The sequence below is a fragment of the Armatimonadota bacterium genome (assembly GCA_016789105.1).
Taxonomy (GTDB): Bacteria; Armatimonadota; Fimbriimonadia; order Fimbriimonadales; family Fimbriimonadaceae; genus UphvI-Ar2.
Genome location: JAEURN010000002.1, coordinates 180,729 through 197,402, shown reverse-complemented (window position 1 = coordinate 197,402; position 16,674 = coordinate 180,729). Strand labels below are relative to the sequence as shown.

The window sequence follows — 16,674 nt, the reverse complement described above, 5'->3', positions numbered from 1 at the left end:
CCAGAGACTCATGTTCGCATTCATCGGGATCATCATCGGGATCGTCTGTACGCTGCTCGGGTACGTCATGCACCACGGGCAGATTGGCATCCTCATCCAGCCGACGGAAATCATCATTTTGGTGGGGGCCGCCCTCGGGATCTTTTTGGGCTCCTTTGGACTTAAGACGTTCCAAGCCACCATTAAGGCGGTGATCGGGCTATTGAAAGCCCCGCCGTCCAAAGAGAATTATGTCGAACTCCTTAAGATGATGTACGAGTTGTTCAACGTGGCCAGGAAGGAAGGGCTCCTCGGTCTGGAACAACATGTGGAAAACCCGAAAGAAAGCGCGATCATCAGCAAATACCCAAGTTTCTTGAACAACCACCACGCCGAGCACTTCTTCTGCGACACGTTGAAGGTGATCCTTACCGGTGCCGTTGGCCCTCACGACCTTTCCGAAATGATGGAAATGGATTTGGAGATCGCCCACGAAGAGGAGCACCGCCCGGCCGAAGCCCTGCAGACCGTCGGCGACGCGATGCCAGCCGTTGGGATTGTTGCTGCCGTTTTGGGGGTTATCATCACGATGGGCAAGATCAACGAGGGCCCGGAAGTGATCGGGAGTTCGGTCGCCGCCGCCCTTGTCGGGACGTTCATGGGGATCTTCATCGGGTATGTCATCTGCGCCCCGTTGAGCAAATCCATCGCGACCAAGATCCAGGCCGAAGGGATGTATCTGAATTGCATCCGCCACGCCTTGTTCAGCTTTGCCCGCGGCGAATCGCCAATCACCTGCATCGAATTTGCCCGCCGCCAGATCGAGCCGAGCATCCGGCCCGGGTTCGTGGAACTGGAAGAGGCTGTGAAGGCGGCATAAAGGAGGGGTCATGCAAGAAGGCACCCCGATCATCGTCAAAAAGGTCAAAAAGGGCGGCCATGGACACCATGGCGGCGCTTGGAAAGTGGCCTATGCCGACTTTGTGACGGCGATGATGGCCTTTTTCATGGTCATGTGGATCTTGGGCATGTCTCAAGACCAAAAGGAGGCGATTGCCGCCTATTTCAACGACCCGACCGGATTTCACAAAACAGTCCCCACGTTCAAGGTCGGCATTGGCCCGGTGGCCCAACCCCGTTCACTCCAAAACTCCAAGGATTCAAGCGGCGACGATGGGCTGATGAAGGAGAAGGCCGCGATGGACAACGTCCAGCGGGATTTGGAAAAGGCGGTCAGCGAGGACAAAGACCTCAAAAAGCTGGCCCAGAACGGCGACTTGCAGGTTTCCCAGACCAACGAGGGGCTCGTCTTGGAGCTCATTGAAAACGAGGCCGGGGGGGAAGTGTTCTTCAAAATTGGCAGCTCCAGCATTCGCGACCAAGCCCGTTTGGTGTTCCGGAAACTGGCCCCGGTCTTGGCCAAGACGGGCCGGCCGATGAAGATCGATGGGCATACCGACGCCCGCCCGTACCCCGGTTCTGGCTACGACAACTTTGATTTGAGCAGCGATCGCGCCAACGAAGTCCGCCGCCTGATGATGGCCAGCGGCATCAGCCCTTCTCAGATCATCGGCGCGGAAGGCCGAGCGGACACGGATTTGCGCAAACCCGACGACCCGTACCACTTCAGCAACCGCCGGGTGACCGTATTGCTCCCCTACAAATACTTGCGGGGCGACACCGTCAAGATGCCGACCGAGATCCACGACGAGAGCGTCGAAGGTGTTTTTGTGAACCCGGCGGGGCCGCGGGATGCGATCCGGAAAAAGATCGGCGAGGCCCAAACCAGTTCTCAATCCGAAGGCCACTAGACTGCCTGGTCAAACTCCGCGCCCAATCGAGACTGGGCAGTGCAAAACTTTCCGCGCCGAACCGGCCCGCCCTGCCGTCTGGACCCGTAGCGGCATGGCGGTCATCGACGGGAACCTTTGGGAACACAACTTGGCCAGGGTGGTGGTAGTGGACGTGACGGACGACTACCGGTTGATGAAGCCCCCGCTCCCCAGCGACTGCTACCCGGTTCTTGCCGAGCTGATGGTGCCCAAAACCATGCTGATGGGCAGGATCTCCGACATCCGGCTGGTGGACGGATACCTGTACGACTGGCACGAGCAAAAGGGTGGCGAGGCGGGAATCTGGTACGTGGGGGTTGTGGACCAGGTGATGGTGGTTAACCCCGTCGCGAAGCCGACAAAACCGGCTTAAGGAAGCTTGCGGCCAGGCTTGGCCGCTTGGTGGCGACCGCCCTTTCAAAGCCTCGGCTTTTGAGGCTCGGTTCGATGAACCCGAATTCGGCGTTCGGGTCGGCACGGCGGTTGATGTCCCGGGCAAACAGGTTGACTTTGACCAACCGTGGGAAACCACCGGAGCTGCAGGTTTTGAGGAAGGCGAGCGTTTCCTGGCGTCGCGAATAGGGACCTCCCACCTCGCAAATCTGGAACGGGGTTTTGGGATCCAGCGAGGACATGAAGTCGTAATACGCGCGATAGGTGGGTTCCAAAGGTTGGTCGGTGCGGTAGATCGTTCCCCCAATGCGATCCCAAACAACCTTGCCGCTTTGGCCGAGGTACATCCGGGCGGCGAGCGGCCGCTGGGCGGCCGATCCCGCGACGAATGTGTTGATGAGGGGCGAAAAAACGAGCTTGACGTTGTCGGGCATCTGCGCTTTGAATTCGGCCGCCGCATCGTGATACACATCGGGGTTGTCGGTGACGCTGTACTTGGAGCCGTGAAGGTTGCTTTCGCTGGCAAAACGGATCCAAACCGTGATCCCGGCTTCCTTTGCCCTTTGGAAGGCAACGGCAAGCTTGGCCATTGTCGCGGAATCGTGGAACACCTCGAACTTCGTGTCGTAGGGCGGTTCAAGGGCGACCGTGACATCCCCATATCGGCCGGCCATCAGGAGCCAAGCCTGGAAGCTGCGGATCCGACTGTCCAGGTCTTTGGCCTCCAAAGAAAAATAGTTCATGTCCTCCAGATCGACTCCGTAGGTCTGGTGAACCGATTCCCGGTATTCCGCATACCGGGCGGGGTCGGAAAGGCCGACGGTGCTGATGTATGTGATCCCCGCTAGGTGGGCCGCTTCTCCCGCAAAAGCCCCAAGCCTGATTTGTCCATAAACTGGTGGCACGTAATCCCGTCGGGGCGGGACGAAGGTGGATGCCCTCTCTCCATTTGGGGGCAGCGTGAACCTTTGCAGAGGGGGGCGAGGGGGTTCCCGGCGGGTTGGCGGGGTTGCCACGGGTGCTTCCTTTGGCTCAGTGGGTTTGGCGGGCGGCGGTTCTTGTTTGTTGGGCGGCGTTGAATTGGATCGGGGTATGGGGTTCCCGCCGGCTCCCATCTTGGATTCTGGCTCCGGTTTGGCCGCAACCGGCAACGGGGCAGTTTTTGGTTCGGCCGCCGGTTTGGCCGCGGGTTTGGCCGCGGGCTTGGCGCGCGGCTCCGGTTTGAGGCTGGGGGTGGCCGGTTTGGCGACGGGTGGGAGAGTGCGCTTGGGGTTTGACTCTGGCTTGCGGGTGGCCGGGGTGCGGGGAGGCTCCGGATACGTGAGGCGCTCGCCAGTTGCCGTGCCGCTGGTGGCGGCTTTGAACCCCAGGTACCCGACTCCGGCAAGGATAAGGACGCTGGCGGCAACGGCCAGCGGAACCGGGTTGAACTGTCCCGGGCTGTCTTCGACAACGGTCCAGGTGCCGTCGGGGTCTCGTCGCAGGGTCGGCATAGGGCGGGGAAGACCCCGGTTAGGATAACAAGGTTAGCCGTTCTGACGTTTCAATTAGGACATCCGCTATCAACAAAAGACGCCCGGCAACCTGGCCGGGCGTTTTTGTGGAGGATGGATTGGGGTGTCCTGGTTCAAAAGGTCTTATTGCGTGATGCGGTCGGCGATGGCGCGCCGGATCATCGTGTCGGCGATTTCCTCGCCGGTTGGGTGATAGGCCCCTGACTCGATTTTGGCTTTGAGTTCGGCGACCATTTCGTCCCGGTCGGGCATCTCGTTCACTTTGGCGGTGAGTTCAGAAATCAAGTTTGCATCGGTCAGGCGGATGACGGCGGCGTCGACCTGGGTTTGCGACACGGGGTTCCCTTTTTTGATTTCTTCGATTTGCTGGTTGGAGATTTTCATTCAACTGACCTCTGCGATGGAATTCGTTTGGTAACCCGGCGGTCTGCTTGAGATCCGTGGCTTTGCGTGATCAGGCTCGCACCTGTCGTGCCGTTTCATCCGAAGTCTGGTTGTCCTGGTATGGATAGCGGCGTATTGCCCGTAGTTCTGCAGGGGGAGCAGGTAGCAAATAGGCCAAAAGACCCAGGGAAATCTCCGGGTAGCATTGAGGTCAAGAAGACCATGATCCGCTACCATGCCCTTGGCGAGTTGCCCCGCAAAAAGCACATCCAATTCCGTGATGCCGACGGGAATCTCTATGCCGAACAGCTCTTCAGCACCCACGGCTTTGACGGCCCGATGACGACGATGTACCACATCAACCTCCCCACAGAAGTCAAGGCGTGGGAGGATATGGGCTCGGTGAAGCCGGTTTATTTGGAAGACGAGCCGTTGCGGCACCGGCACCTCAAAGCCGCGCAACTCGTCCCGCACGGCGACTTTGTCACCGGGCGCAAGGTCCTCATGGGCAATGGGGATTGCACCTGGGCCCAGGCGCTGGTTGCCGAACCGATGGCGGTAGACCGGTTTTTCAAGAACGCCGATGCTGATGAGATTTACTTCGTCCACGATGGCGATGGCATGTTGGAGTCGATGTACGGCAGTGTGGAAATCCGCAAGGGGGACTATGTGGTCGTCCCCCGGGGGACGATCTACCGCATGTCGTTCAACACCTATCCCGTCCGCTTGGTGGTGATGGAGAGCTTCACACCGGTGACCACGCCCCGCCGGTACCGGAACGCCTACGGGCAATTGATGGAGCACGCCCCGTTTACCGAGCGCGATTTTCGGCCCCCGCACGAACTGGTGACCAAAAAGATCCGGGCCGACCACAATGTCATTGTCCGGTCCCGTGGGCGGCATACTCTGTACACCTTCCCGTATCACCCGTTCGACATTGTGGGTTGGGATGGTTTTGTTTATCCGGTGGCGTTTTCGATCCACGATTTCCAACCGATCACCGGGCAACTTCACATGCCGCCGCCGATCCATCAGACCTTTGCGACGGGTGGGTTTGTGGTGTGTTCGTTCTGCCCGCGTATTTTGGATTTCCACCCCGAGGCGATCAAGATCCCGTACAACCACTCCAACGTGGATTCCGACGAAGTGCTCTATTACTGCAACGACAAGTTCGGTTCACGTAAAGGGATCCAAGAAGGATCGATCACGTTGCACCCGCTCGGGATCCCGCACGGGCCGCAGCCGGGCGCGGTGGAAGCGAGCATGCCGCACACCGAGACCAAGGAACTTGCCGTGATGATGGACACCTTCAAGCCGCTGAAGCTGACGGCAGATGCGGTTGCGATCGAAGATCCGGATTATTGGAAGAGCTGGCAGACCCCGACCGAGGGGAATGGCTTGGACGATCCGGGGCGGTAGATCTCTTGCATACCGCTGGCCAAGCCCGCGGTTCGGGTATAGCTTCTGTGGGTAGTTAGGTCAACCCCTCCCAACCCTCCCCAGTCTTGGGGAGGGGGGCAACGGCACTGGCTTTGCCAGAGGCACTATGAACTGCGTTAACAGGGTGGCCCGGGATTGGCTTTGGCCAAGCCCGGGGTTCGGCTAGTTTCGTTCGGGCTTTGTCGGTTGAAAGGTCAACCCCTCCCAACCCTCCCCAGTCTTGGGGAGGGGAGCAACGGCACTGGCTCCGCCAATGGCACCCCCAAGTTCCTTACCCGTAAGTCGGGCGTTGAGGCCAGCCGGTCGGCGAGTCTTCCCAATCCTCTTGCCGCCCGTATGGGGTGAAGCCCATCAGACCATACGATTGGATCATGGGCTCGACCCCCCGCTCATAGGTGCTGTAGGTGTGGTAGACGTCGGCGCCGACGCGCAGAAACACGCTGAGGCCCGGGGTTTCTCCTTTGAACTCCGGGCGTTTGCCGTGGGCGGCTTCGACTTCGTCGCGGGTGCGGTAGTTGTATTCGGGTTCTTTGATGCTGTCGTCCAGAGTGGCTTGAAAGTCGTAGTTGAAATCGCTGCCCAGCGAGGAGTACCAGGGCAACCACCATCCCTTCTGCTCTGCGTAGGCTTGGAGTTTTTCCAGTGGCGCCCGCGACACGTGGATGTACCCGATCCCCCGGTTGGCGGCCGAATCCACGGTGTCCCGGCTGATGCCGTCCGTCCATGCCGTGCAGCCTGGGCACCCTTGCTCCCATTCAGGGTCGAACATGAAATGGTAGACCACCAGCGTGTGGTTTATGCCGAAGAGGTCGAGGAGGGTAACTTCGCCTTCCGGCCCGGTGAACCGGTAGTTCTTTTCCACCTTGTGCATCGGCAGGCGTCGGCGCTCGGCCTGGAGTTGGTCGAGCTGCCGGGTGAGTTCTTTTTCCTTGGCCAGGTGGTCTACCCGGGCCCTCCGCCACTCTTGGTAGCTGACGATCGGGGGGTGGGCGGTAGGGGTCTTGGCTTCCATAGGACGGGTTGTCCCTATTGTGACGCCAAAGGGATGCTTGTCATCCGCCCCGTTTGCCCGGCGGGGGGGTGCGCCCGTCGCCACCGCGAGACCGGGTCAAGCCCAGATCGCGCGGCTTGGTGAGAGTGTACGCCTGATCCATGTAGTCTTTGCGGTATTTCATTGCCCGGACAATTTGGAATTCGAGTTTGGCGAGTTCTTTTATATCGCTCAGTCCATAATCGGCGGCCAACGATTCACAGATAGGGACGAGGTCGCCAAACTTGCCCGTGTTGACTTTGCGATCCATCAAAGTAGCCATACCGGCCTCGGTTTTGATGAAGTCGCGGACTTTGGCGGTTTGGGGCGAGCCAGCGACGGTGACGGTCACAAGGTCGTCGGCCGGGTAGTAGCGGTCGACGGCGACCCGGATCTGGGCCATCCGGAAGGCTTGGCTGAGGCGGCCGGCACGGACGAAAGCACTAGCATACCGCCGGTTGTTGATGATTTCCGCATTGGCGGCGGGCCCGATCCGTTCCTCACCGGTTTCCAGTTGGAGGGCGACAAGCCGCCCGTCGGAGGTCACGTCGAGCCCGAATCTCCGGAAGTCGCTTTGAAAGGCCTTGGGATCGTGCTGCTTCATCTCCAATAGGACGGCCCCAAGCGACCCGGCCCCCTCGCTAAGGGAGGCGAACTGGATGAATCCGGCACTGACATAGCCCGTGTCGTAGGTGTTGATGCTGTCGAATCCTCCTTCCAGCATAGAAACCGCCCCCATGACTCGGAGTTGGGAATCGGTGACCCCGGCTTTGGCGAAGAGGGGTTCCAGCGCCTTGACATCGCCTTTCATGGGAGTTCCGGCGTCCATGATCCCGGCAGGGAACCGGTAATAGGCGTATTTGCGCCGCACGGCAACGTTGTCGCCTGCGGTGTGGACGAAATCGCCGAAATCGGTGGTGTAGAGCTTGGGGGTGAAGGCGGCGACAAATGCTGGTGGTTCGCCGGCCAAGGCCTTGAGGTCATCTGGGATCGGCCCCGGCTGGGCGGGGGTTTGGCCGTCGGGCATTGAGGGGCCCGGGAGTGCGCGCCCAGTTTCCTTTTGGTTGAGGTCCCAGCACCTGATGCGGGCTTGCCATTCATCCCAGGTGTAGCGCTGTTCGATCCAAGAATCCCAAATGGCTTGCCGTTCGGTGGTGGCGGCGGGGTTTTGGGTGGGGAGGATCTTGCCGCCGTTGCCCCGGGCCTTGAAGTAGTCGAGCAGCCATTTGGAGCCTTCGGCGGTTTGCCGCGGGGCATAGGGGCCACTTTGGGCTGCCGATGGCGGGAAGCCGCTGCCATGCCTTCCGGGCTGACCCCAAAAGGCCTGGATTGCCCGGATCTCGTCCTGGGTGAACATCGGGGTGTCGCGCCGGAGTGGCGTAATGGCGGCAACAGAAACGGCGGCAAAACAAACCAGTCCGATTTTGGCGATGTATCCGGTGGCAGGCATAAGAGACGGCCTCATTGGGATTGTAGTCGAATTCCCGCCGGACTGGAGGAATTATCCGCCCGCAACGGTGATCGGGCCGGCGGGGGTCGTCGGTGTCGGGGCCTTTGCGGGCGAAGGGTCGGCGGGCTTGGATGCCTGGGGGGCCGCGCCGGCCGGAGGGGCGACCCTCCCCGCCCGGGTGGGATCGAATGGGGCCACCGAGAGGGGCTCCGAGGCACCTAAACCGCCGGATTTGCCAATGCCGCCCTTGGCAGAAGCGACCCCGTTGGCCGGGCCGACCGGAGTGCCGGAAATCTCGGCGATCCGCGCATCGCCAGCGGGTCCCGAATAGGCGGGAGGCTGGGTCAGGGCCGATACAGCCAAGAAGTTGTTCCGGTAGGTCATGGCTTCGACAATCGGCCTTTCAAGACCGGCCAATCCAGAAACCGTCGTGACACCGGCATCTCGGGCAATGCGGCCTACAATCTCAGGTAACCCATCCAGGTTTCCCCGGTTAACCAACCGGTCCATAAGGGTGGCCATGCCGGATTCGCTTGTGATGAATTTTGTAACCGGAACCGAAATAGATTGCCCGCCCAAAGTGACCGGGATGGATATCCCAGCCGGGTTGAACGCTTGGGCGAAGAGCCGGAGTTGAGCAGATTTGAAGTTCTGGCTGAGGGTGGCAGCCCGTTGGAAAACCGCCGTGAGGCGTTTGTCTTCAACCACAGCTTGCACCGCATCTGATCCTGAAAGTTCGAACCCCGTCCTCGGATCGACGACGGTCAGGCGGCCGTCGGGGGCGACATCGACCCCATATTTGCGGAAGTTAGCCGCGTACTCGGCCGGGTTTTTTTGTCGGTAGGACTGCAACAGGGCGACCAGGCTCCCCCGCCCGCTGGGGAGGCTTGCAAATTGGATGATCCCGAGGGATATCCCGCCGGAATCGTACGTGTTGACCGTGTCGAATCCGCCTTCGAGTTGGGCAACGGCCAGAATGGGCTTGACAAGTTTGGTCGAGATACCGGCCAGGTGGACAAGGGTTCGGAGATCGGATTCGCTTGGCGGATTGGCGGTCGTGGCGGTGCCGCATGCGCTCCGGTAGAACAGGTACTTGTTGGGGACATCGACGGCTTCTGAATAGACTCCATAAAAGCCGTCAAAGACCACGGTGGCCCTTTGGGGCCGGTTAACCTCATAGAAGGGTGGTGGCTCCCCGGCCACGGCCAGGAGGTCGGCAGGGAGTGCGGCCAGGGTGCGAGATGTTGGGGACCCAATGGTGGCCGATTCGGCCAGCCCCCGGTTCATCCATGCGGCTGCCGAGGTGGCCCAGGCGAAATCTTGGGCCATCTGCCGGTCAATGGCAAGATCCCATTGCCGATCCCTCTCCGTGCGGGGGGCGGGGATTTTGGTCGGGATGAGGGGGCGGCCGGGATCCCGTTTCTTGTACATCTCGTGCAACCAAACGGATGCGGCGGGCGCGTAAACGGGTTGGAAGGGTTCGGTGGGGTGGAGGTCTTCCGACTTGAGTCGCCCTTCTTGGTTCCAAAAGGTGACGATCCGGTCGGCCTCCTGTGGCGAAAAGGCGTGGGCGCACGGCTCGGTTGGGAGCTGTCCGATAGAGATCGCGAGCAGGATCGAGGGCGCCATGGGATGGATCGGTACGGTTCCCGACGTTCTGAGCGTCCGGTTGGTTCCCGTGGTTATTTTCGGACGGCCAGTTCGCGCCTCGCCAGGGCCTTTTCATATTCAGCCATGGCTTCTTGCAGGGTCATCCCGGTCGATTCGCCCCGCAAGGTGCGGCGGGCTTCTTCCAGGGTGGCTTCTGCCGAGGTAAGGTCGACTTCCCCGCTAAGAGTGACATCTTGGGCCAAGACGATGACACCGGCCCCCGATGTCTCCAGAAACCCACCCCCGACGCTGATCCAGTGGTCTTGGCCATTGGAATCGGTGTAGTGGATGAGCCCGGCTTTGAGGGCGACGAGGCTGGGTTCGTGCCCAGCCCAAATGCCGAGGTACCCCAGAACAGCGGGCACGACGGCATTTTTGACTTCGCCTTCAAAAACGGTGCGGTCAGGTGCGACCACGGAGAGCGTGAAGTTGGCCAAGGTTTAGGCCTCCTGCAGTTTTTTGGCTTTGGCGTAAACGTCGTCCAGGCCGCCGCAATAGAGGAAGGCTTGTTCGGGGATGTCGTCCAATTCGCCGCCGCAGAGCTTTTCAAAGGCGTCCACGGTGTCTTCGATGGTGACGTAGCGACCGGGGTTGCCGGTGAACTGCTCGGCCACAAAGTTGGGCTGGGACATGAACCGTTCGACCTTGCGGGCGCGGGCCACGATGAGTTTGTCGTCGTCGCTGAGCTCGTCGATCCCGAGGATGGCGATGATGTCTTGCAGTTCGCGGTAGCGTTGCAGGATCTGTTGAACTTCGCGGGCGACTTTGTAGTGCCGTTCGCCGACAATGCGCGGGTCGAGGTTTTTGGAGGTCGAAGCGAGTGGGTCAACGGCCGGGTAGAGACCCTTGGAAGCGATGGAGCGCTCCAGGTAGACGTAGGCGTCCAAGTGGCTGAATGTGGTGGCCGGCGCGGGGTCGGATGGGTCGTCAGCGGGAACGTACACCGCTTGCACCGAAGTGATGGATCCTTTGGTGGTGGAGGTGATCCGTTCTTGCAGAAGGCCCATTTCCGTTGCGAGGGTCGGCTGGTAGCCGACGGCGCTGGGCATGCGGCCGAGGAGGGCCGAGACTTCAGAACCGGCTTGGACGAACCGGAAAATGTTGTCGACGAAGACAAGAACGTCGGTGCCGACTTCGTCGCGGAAATATTCGGCCATGGCCATGGCGGACAGGGCGACCCGGAGGCGGGCTCCGGGCGGCTCGTTCATCTGGCCAAAGACCATGGCGGTTTTGTCGATGACGCGCTTGGTGGAGCCATCGACGTCGGTGAAGGTGGTTTCCTTCATTTCGCGCCAAAGGTCGTTGCCTTCGCGGGTGCGTTCGCCAACCCCGGCGAACATGGAAACGCCGGAGGCTTCAACGGCGATGTTCCGAATGAGTTCTTGGATAAGGACGGTTTTGCCGAGGCCGGCACCGCCGAAGAGCCCGATCTTCCCGCCTTTGTTGAAGGGGATGAGCAGGTCGATGACTTTGAGCCCGGTTTGGAGGAGTTCGACTTTAACGTTTTGTTGGCTAAATTCGGGGGGTGTCCGGTGGATCGGGTAGGTGGGGGTGTCGGTGACTTGATCTCCGCCGTCGATGGCTTGGCCGAGCAGGTTGAAAACGCGGCCCAGGCATTTTTCGCCGACCGGGACTTGTACGGGGCCGCCGGTGTCGACCGCGCCCATGCCGCGGACGAGTCCGTCGGTTGAGCTGAGGGCAATGGCGCGAACCATGTCGTCCCCAAGGTGGAGGGCGACTTCGACGGTGAGGTCGATCCCCCGTTTTTCGTCTTTGATGGTCAGGGCGTTGTAGATTTCGGGAAGGGCTTCATTGCTGAAGCGGCAGTCCACAACGGGTCCGGTAACTTGCACGACGGTGCCGACGTTCGACATAAGGTGTTGAAATCCTCCGCGCCGCGTTTGTGGCTGATGGGAAAGCCACGGCGGCGAACCGGCGGGATTATACCTAGGGGGTTGCCGGACCCGGGCGGGTCCAGCCGGTGTGTTCTTTGGGATGCTGAATGCCGGTGCGATGTGGCCGTCTGGCCCCGCTGGGCAACGTCAAATCCACTTGTCCAGTCGAACAAAGGTGTATCCCTTGGCCTGCATTTCGGGGATGAGGATTTCCAGGAGCGGCAATGTTTGCACGGGGCCGTCGTGGAGCAAGATGATGCCGCCGTTGGCCACTTTTGGGCGGAGCCGCGCCATGAGGACATCGACTCCTGGGTTGGAATAATCGAGCGGGTCGGCGGTCCAGAGCACGGTCGTCATTCCGAGCAATTGGGCGGCCCTGGTCGTGAGTCCATCCCGGTCTCCCCCGGGCGGTCGGCAGAACCGGGGGGTTTGTCCGGTCACCGCAGCAATCAAGTTGTTGGCCGCCAGGTATTCGGTCTCAATGTCGGAAAGGGATTGTCGCCTCAGGTTGGCGTGGCTGAAGGTGTGGTTGGCAACCAGGTGCCCCCGGCGGGCAATTTCGGCCAGGAGCGCCGGGTCTTTGTAGGCCATTTTCCCGATCACGAAGAATGTCGCTTTAACCCGGTAGCGATCCAGCAGGTCGAGAAGTTTGGGGGTGAAGTGGCCGTGCGGGCCATCGTCGAAGGTGAGGGCGAGTTCCTTCTTGTCGGCCGGACCGTGCCGCAACACGGCTGGGCTTCCGATCGGCAACATGATGCCACCGGTTTCGATATCCATTTTTGCGACTTGGGTGCTGGCGGCGACCCAGAACGGGTTGGTGCTTTCCAGGGTGGCATCGTTGTATGCCGAGCCGTGGTAGACCCGTGTGGCATTGATGCTGGCATTGGCCAGGGCGAGGAGGAAGGCACAGAGCATAGGTTATGGTTTGCCATTTTGACGGGCGAGCCGTTGCAGGATTTCCAGCTGTGCCTCTTGAAACTCCATCAGGGTATGCATTTGGGATCGGAGGAGGTGGTCGATTTTGTCGTGCAGGGCCCTGACTTCCAGTTCGGCCTTGAGGTTGACCATATAGTCGTTGCGGGCTCGCTCGCGGTCTTTTTCCTCCTGCCGGTTCTGGCTCATCATGATGATGGGGGCTTGAAGCGCGGCAATACAGCTGAGGACAAGGTTAAGCAGGATGAAGGGGTAAGGGTCGAACCGGAGGGTGGCGGCGACGACGTTGAAGGTGATCCAGACCACGAGGATCCCCAAAAAGGTGAGGATGAACGTCCAAGAACCGCCGAAGGCGGCCACGCGGTCGGCGACCCGTTGGCCGGTTGTCAGCGGGGAATCCGGGGGCGTGGGGTCAACCGCGACGATTTCGCGGTCAGTGATTTTCTTCAGCACTTCGCGTTCTAAGTTGCTGAGCTCCCTCTGGTTCTTCTTGAGTTGGTGGGCAAACGATGCCGCCCGGGCTGCCTCAAAGCAGGTGAGGCAAAGATGATCGCTTTCGGCGACATCTGGATTTTGGCGGAGGATCGACTTCCGCAGGCTGCTGCCCAATGCGGACATTGGGACAGATTCGGATTCATGCAAGCTCCGGTGGCAGATCGGGCACTGTTGTTCCGGCATCGTGTGTACCAACTTCTTCAACTTTGTAACAATATTAAGGGGAGAATCTCTCCCTCACCAGGGATTGTGGCTCATTGCAGGTTCGCGCAGGTCCGGGTTGGCGCAACCCGGCACGAAAAGTGCCGTGTATAATTGCGATCACCCGCACGGTGCGGGGTTCAGGCATTCATGAAGCGGTTTTTTGCTTGGCTGCGCGCGCTGTTTGGCCGCACGATGGACAAATTGGAAGATCCAGAGATCATGCTGGATCAGGCCAAACGCGATATGCAGGGCGCCCTGACGGCTAACCGCGAAAAGGCGGTTCAGGCCATCACGCAACGCAATCGCCTGCAGCAGATGCTGGACGAGGCGACCAAAAAGGCCAACCAGTTGGAGCAGCAGGCGGCGACCGCCCTGCGGCAAGGCAACCGCGAGTTGGCCAAGCAGTTCCTTCGGGAAAAGGCCAGCAACGATGCCACGATCGAAACGTTGAGAACCACTTTGGCGCAAGCGGCCGAGACGGTCGACCAAGTCAAAATCGCCATCAAACGGCAGGAAGAAGAAGTCCGGAAGAAGACGGCCGAGGCTTTGGCCCTTAAAGCCCAATGGAAGCAAGCCCAAATCCAAGACAGCATCGGGCGGGCCCTGGAAGGGTTGACGTTTGAAAATGAATACGAAGGATCCTTTGCTTCGGCCCGGGACAAGATCCGCGACAAGCAAGCCGAAGCCGGTGCCCGCAATGAAATGATGGCGGGATCGATCCACGGCAAGATGTTAGAGATGGAGGACGCCACCATGGACATCGCCGCTGAGGAAGAGCTCAAAAAGCTCGAAGAAAAGCTCGGACTGGGCGCACCGACCATCCAAAACGTGCAAACAACGCAAACGGACGATCTGGATTCCCAACTGGACGCTTTGGAAAAAAGGTTGGGCAATTCGACCGAAGGCTCCTAATGGCCCCGGTCAGACCTTGGTGAGTCCGGCGACCGCATCATAGATGCGGATGAGGGCTTCGACCTCATTGCGGCCCGGATCGCGCAGGTACGCGACAACTTCTAAGTTCGATCCGCATTTGGCGATATGGGGATAGGGCGTGAATTCAACGCGCTGTTCGTTAGCGTTGATGGCGTCTACTAGTCCGCCCAATGAGCCCCTGACGATTTTGCTCAGTTCATTGGCATTCCTTGCAAAGGCTTTGAGGTATGGCTTTTCCGAAGTGCCCAACTGACCTGAGTGGCTCGCAGAAACAATCTCACGGGTGAATTCCACCGGGATCACTCCTTTTTCTGTTGAGCTATAAGTGATCGTGGATCCCGCCATGTTTTGCATGAACTGGGATGCCGGGCTCCGGGCCGCCTTGTCGGCGTGATTGCAAAGAACGGCGAAATCGCATCCGGGGGGCAGGTTGGTTGCCGTCAAGTGGAGATGCGCGTCGGGAGGGCTATTGTTGGAATCGGCAACAAACCAGATCCGCCAATTCGAACTCGATATCGACCAGGTCGTGCTGCCGAGATCGCTCAGTGAAAACAAATATCCCTTTTCGTCGGCAAAGTCTTTGAGGTCGGCCACTTGGGCATTCAGCTGGTTTTTTCTTTTGATTGAACGGGCAATGGCCCAAATCCCGATCAAAAGCACGAGGGAACCGATGCCAACAAAAATGGACAGGTTTGTCATGGCTGATTTTTTCCACTCGGTGTTTGGCTAGGGAATTCTAAAGGTTCCTTCATCGGCATCCAGTTCGGCCACCACCCCCACGGGAACCGTCCATTTGTGGGTGATGTGCCCAATGGCGGCCCCCGTCATGACCGGGATGCCGAGAGGGGCAAGCCGGTCTTTCAGGACATCGGCAACGAGCCACTCCCCATCTTTTGGTTCTTCCGGGTCGCAATCGGTGAACTGCCCCGCGACGATGCCGCGTGCGCCCTTGAAGCAACCGCTGTGGATGAGTTGCGTCAGCATACGGTCGATGCGGTAAGGCGCCTCTTTGACGTCCTCGAAAAAGACGATCTTATTCTTGCCTTCAAGTTGATATGGGGTTCCGCACAGGGCGGCGAGCAAGGTCAGGTTCCCTCCCGCCAACCTGCCGGAAGTTCGCCCAGGGGAGAGGGCGCGGATCTCGTATGACGGCGGGACTTCGGGGTGTTCGGGGTTGAGGTATTCCCAACCGGGGTTCTTGAATTCCACGGGCCCGGACCCGAACAGCGCCTGGCGGAGGTATCCGTCTGAGAAGGCAGATTCCGAACTGGCCAGCACCGGCCCGTGGTAGGTGACCAAGCCGGCCTTTTGGCTGAGAGCCAGGTGGAGGGCCGTGATGTCGCTGTAACCGCACAGGGCCTTGGGGTTCTTCTTGATCAATTTGTAATCCAGCAGGTGGAGGAGCCGCGAACACCCGTATCCCCCGCGCACGGGCAAGATGCCCTTGACTTCAGGATTGGCAAAAGCCCAGTTCAAGTCGTCGGCTCGTTCTTGGTCGGTCCCCCCAAAGAACCCATACTTCTTTTCCAGGTTGGGGGCTGGCACGGGTTCCAGACCTAAGTCGCGGACACGCTTGAAAAATCCTTCGAGGTCCTCGGCCGACTCGACAGGGGAGGCGGGTGCGACAACGGCAACCCGGTCCCCGGGGTTGAGGGGTTCCGGTCTTTTGGGGCCCGGATCCGCCACGGGGGCCCGGTCGGTTTTTGCCATGGCGGATCCGGCGGCGGCGATTGTTGTGAGCGCGAGGAATTCTCGGCGATCCATCCTGTGATCTTAGCCGTTTGGGGCCAGGTTCAGGCGGCGTAACGGAGGATGGATTCGCCCGCGGCCAAGATGTTTTTGACTTGGTCACTGGTTGGGTGGCTGACATAGGATTTGACTTCGACCCCAGTTTCGAGGGCCAAGATGCGGGGCAATGCCTCTTGGACAGTGGTCGATTCTTGCCGGAACAGGGCGGCGACATGTCCAACGACGTCGCCATTCTTGATGTCCGCAGCGGCTTTGGCCGAATAGGCGGCCACTTTGAGAGCCTCGCGATTGGTGTGGGTGAGCAGGTGGATGTTGCCCCGGTCGATGAGGGCCAAGAGATCGTCGATGGGGAAGTTCGAGCCCTTGATCCCGTACCTGTCCAAGGTTTTGCAAAATCCTCCGAGGAGTTTGCGCGCGGTTGGGTTGGTCAGCGATTTATGGGAGAAGTCGCTGAGGACGATAAATTGCCGGTCTTTGGGCACTTTGCGCGTTGATTTGAACCGGAGGCACGGAGAGCTCGATTCCGAAGAGCGGTCGGAATCGTATTCCAACTGCCAATCTCCGTTAGACATGACCCAATCGATGTCGCCTTTCTCATTCTTTTCAAACCGGTATCCCGCGGCGCGGGCCAATCCGGCAATGTCGAGTTGGCGCTTTTCGAGTTCAGCCATTCGCTCTTTGGCTTTAGGGACGGCAAACACGGCGCCAAACAGGAAAAGCGCCGCCACGATGCCAAAGACCACGATGCCGAGAGGATCCATCACCGTCTATTTTCGGCGGTATCTTGGCAGCC

General features: G+C 59.8%; 17 protein-coding genes and 1 riboswitch. Of the genes, 5 read left to right on the top strand and 12 right to left on the bottom strand.

The features are described from left to right. The first annotated feature begins 10 nt into the window (after positions 1-10). The 3 genes from motA to JNM28_01785 all read left to right on the top strand — a co-directional run bounded on the left by motA (position 11) and on the right by JNM28_01785 (position 2,184). Complete coding sequence (gene motA / locus JNM28_01795; protein MBL8067158.1) at positions 11-859, top strand: flagellar motor stator protein MotA; 849 nt, start codon at positions 11-13, stop codon at positions 857-859. A gap of 10 nt (positions 860-869) precedes the next feature. Continuing rightward, positions 870-1,790 (top strand): flagellar motor protein MotB, encoded by a 921-nt coding sequence (locus JNM28_01790; protein MBL8067157.1) that lies wholly within the window; start codon positions 870-872, stop codon positions 1,788-1,790. 94 nt (positions 1,791-1,884) lie between these two features. Then, complete coding sequence (locus JNM28_01785) at positions 1,885-2,184, top strand: hypothetical protein (protein ID MBL8067156.1); 300 nt, start codon at positions 1,885-1,887, stop codon at positions 2,182-2,184. Here JNM28_01785 and JNM28_01780 read toward each other — a convergent pair. Beyond that, a complete protein-coding gene (locus JNM28_01780; protein ID MBL8067155.1) occupies positions 2,150-3,697 on the bottom strand; it encodes a hypothetical protein in 1,548 nt (515 codons plus the stop codon). The genes JNM28_01785 and JNM28_01780 overlap by 35 nt on opposite strands. 144 nt (positions 3,698-3,841) lie before the next feature. Beyond that, entirely contained in the window at positions 3,842-4,102 is a 261-nt protein-coding gene (locus JNM28_01775; GenBank protein MBL8067154.1) for a flagellar biosynthesis anti-sigma factor FlgM, read from the bottom strand. Positions 4,103-4,128: 26 nt separating this feature from the next. Further along, positions 4,129-4,204, bottom strand: a riboswitch (cyclic di-GMP riboswitch). 120 nt (positions 4,205-4,324) lie between these two features. Between JNM28_01775 and JNM28_01770 the strand changes: the two genes are divergently transcribed. Beyond that, complete coding sequence (locus JNM28_01770) at positions 4,325-5,521, top strand: homogentisate 1,2-dioxygenase (protein ID MBL8067153.1); 1,197 nt, start codon at positions 4,325-4,327, stop codon at positions 5,519-5,521. Between the two features lie 292 nt (positions 5,522-5,813). Here JNM28_01770 and JNM28_01765 read toward each other — a convergent pair whose 3' ends face one another. From JNM28_01765 to JNM28_01735, 7 genes are all read right to left on the bottom strand, one after another. Beyond that, on the bottom strand, positions 5,814-6,554 hold the full coding sequence (locus JNM28_01765) for a DUF899 domain-containing protein (protein MBL8067152.1): 741 nt from the start codon (positions 6,552-6,554) through the stop codon (positions 5,814-5,816). Between the two features lie 40 nt (positions 6,555-6,594). After that, positions 6,595-8,037, bottom strand: a complete 1,443-nt coding sequence (locus tag JNM28_01760; GenBank protein ID MBL8067151.1) for a hypothetical protein — start codon at positions 8,035-8,037, stop codon at positions 6,595-6,597. Between the two features lie 36 nt (positions 8,038-8,073). Beyond that, positions 8,074-9,651 (bottom strand): hypothetical protein, encoded by a 1,578-nt coding sequence (locus JNM28_01755; GenBank protein MBL8067150.1) that lies wholly within the window; start codon positions 9,649-9,651, stop codon positions 8,074-8,076. A gap of 53 nt (positions 9,652-9,704) precedes the next feature. Then, positions 9,705-10,109, bottom strand: coding sequence for an ATP synthase F1 subunit epsilon (gene atpC, locus JNM28_01750; GenBank protein ID MBL8067149.1), 405 nt, complete (start codon positions 10,107-10,109; stop codon positions 9,705-9,707). Positions 10,110-10,112: 3 nt separating this feature from the next. Then, the gene (gene atpD / locus JNM28_01745; GenBank protein MBL8067148.1) at positions 10,113-11,546 is read right to left on the bottom strand and encodes a F0F1 ATP synthase subunit beta; all 1,434 of its coding nucleotides are present in this window, start codon (positions 11,544-11,546) and stop codon (positions 10,113-10,115) included. 168 nt (positions 11,547-11,714) lie between these two features. Beyond that, positions 11,715-12,482: a polysaccharide deacetylase family protein gene (locus tag JNM28_01740; protein MBL8067147.1), complete on the bottom strand. Its 768-nt coding sequence runs from the start codon at positions 12,480-12,482 to the stop codon at positions 11,715-11,717. Between the two features lie 3 nt (positions 12,483-12,485). After that, a complete protein-coding gene (locus tag JNM28_01735) occupies positions 12,486-13,178 on the bottom strand; it encodes a DUF1003 domain-containing protein (protein MBL8067146.1) in 693 nt (230 codons plus the stop codon). 168 nt (positions 13,179-13,346) lie between these two features. Here JNM28_01735 and JNM28_01730 point away from each other — a divergent pair, with 168 nt between their 5' ends. Beyond that, positions 13,347-14,111, top strand: a complete 765-nt coding sequence (locus tag JNM28_01730) for a PspA/IM30 family protein (protein ID MBL8067145.1) — start codon at positions 13,347-13,349, stop codon at positions 14,109-14,111. Between the two features lie 9 nt (positions 14,112-14,120). Here JNM28_01730 and JNM28_01725 read toward each other — a convergent pair whose 3' ends face one another. From JNM28_01725 to JNM28_01715, 3 genes are read right to left on the bottom strand one after another with little or no spacing between them, the layout of a single operon-like run. Continuing rightward, positions 14,121-14,831 (bottom strand): hypothetical protein, encoded by a 711-nt coding sequence (locus JNM28_01725; GenBank protein MBL8067144.1) that lies wholly within the window; start codon positions 14,829-14,831, stop codon positions 14,121-14,123. A gap of 27 nt (positions 14,832-14,858) precedes the next feature. Continuing rightward, positions 14,859-15,896 (bottom strand): LD-carboxypeptidase, encoded by a 1,038-nt coding sequence (locus tag JNM28_01720; protein MBL8067143.1) that lies wholly within the window; start codon positions 15,894-15,896, stop codon positions 14,859-14,861. 29 nt (positions 15,897-15,925) lie between these two features. Continuing rightward, positions 15,926-16,642, bottom strand: coding sequence for a hypothetical protein (locus JNM28_01715; protein ID MBL8067142.1), 717 nt, complete (start codon positions 16,640-16,642; stop codon positions 15,926-15,928). Between the last annotated feature and the right edge of the window lie 32 nt (positions 16,643-16,674).